The following is an 860-nucleotide window of genomic DNA, read 5'->3' on the forward strand; positions in this document are numbered from 1 at the left end:
GTCGGCCGCCACAGCGTCCGCCAGGTCGACGTCGAGGGCCTGGTCGGGACGGCCTTCACCCACCGCGATTCCCGCGCCGGCGACCCCGATCTGCACACCCACCTCGTCATCGCCAACAAAGTCAGGCGGATCCAGGACGGGCAGTGGGGGTCCCTAGATGGGCGGATGATCTACGCCCACAATGTGCCCGCCTCCGAGTTGTACAACACCCGCCTCGAACACCACCTCGAAGAAGCCCTCGGTTTGGTGTTCGTCGAGACCCCGGACCGGGACATGTACAAACGCCCGATCCGCGAACTCGCCGGTGTGGCACCGGAGTTGATGGCGGCCTGGTCCACACGCGCAGAGGCCATCACCACCAAACTCACCGACCTGGCCGCCGCGTTCCAGCGGCGCCACGGCCGCGAACCCACCGCGAAAGAACGGCTGCGCCTGGGTGAGGAGGCGACGCTGGCAACCCGTGGCGGTAAGCATCACGCCCGCTCCCGCGCCGAACAACGCGGCGACTGGCGGACCCAGGCTGCCGAGATCCTGGGCGGGGACCAGGCCGTGGACGCGATGGTCGCCACCGTCCTGCATCAGCAGGCCCCGATCCGCAACACGGTCACCGACGCCGAGATCATCGACACCGCTGCGCGTGTGGTTGGTGTCGTCTCCGAGCAGCGAGCGACCTGGCAGGCCCGCCACCTGCGCGCCGAAACCTACCGCCAGCTCCGCGGCCGCATCGATCCCGGCCAGTGGCTGGCTGGGGTCGATGCGGTGATGGCGGCCGCGCTCGCTCCCCCGTTGTCGATTCCCCGCGGCGATCACGACATCACCGCCCCCACACCAGCTTTGGCCCGCGCGGACGGCACCAGCGT

At 69.7% G+C, this 860-nt stretch carries 1 protein-coding gene; it reads left to right on the forward strand.

Translation table 11 applies throughout. From position 1 onward, the window contains the following. Window positions 1-860, forward strand: an 860-nt coding sequence (gene mobF, locus A5780_RS01005; protein ID WP_156769325.1) for a MobF family relaxase, incomplete at both ends; no start/stop codon positions are given.

The organism is Nocardia sp. 852002-20019_SCH5090214, from assembly GCF_001665865.1.
GTDB lineage: Bacteria > Actinomycetota > Actinomycetes > Mycobacteriales > Mycobacteriaceae > Nocardia > Nocardia nova.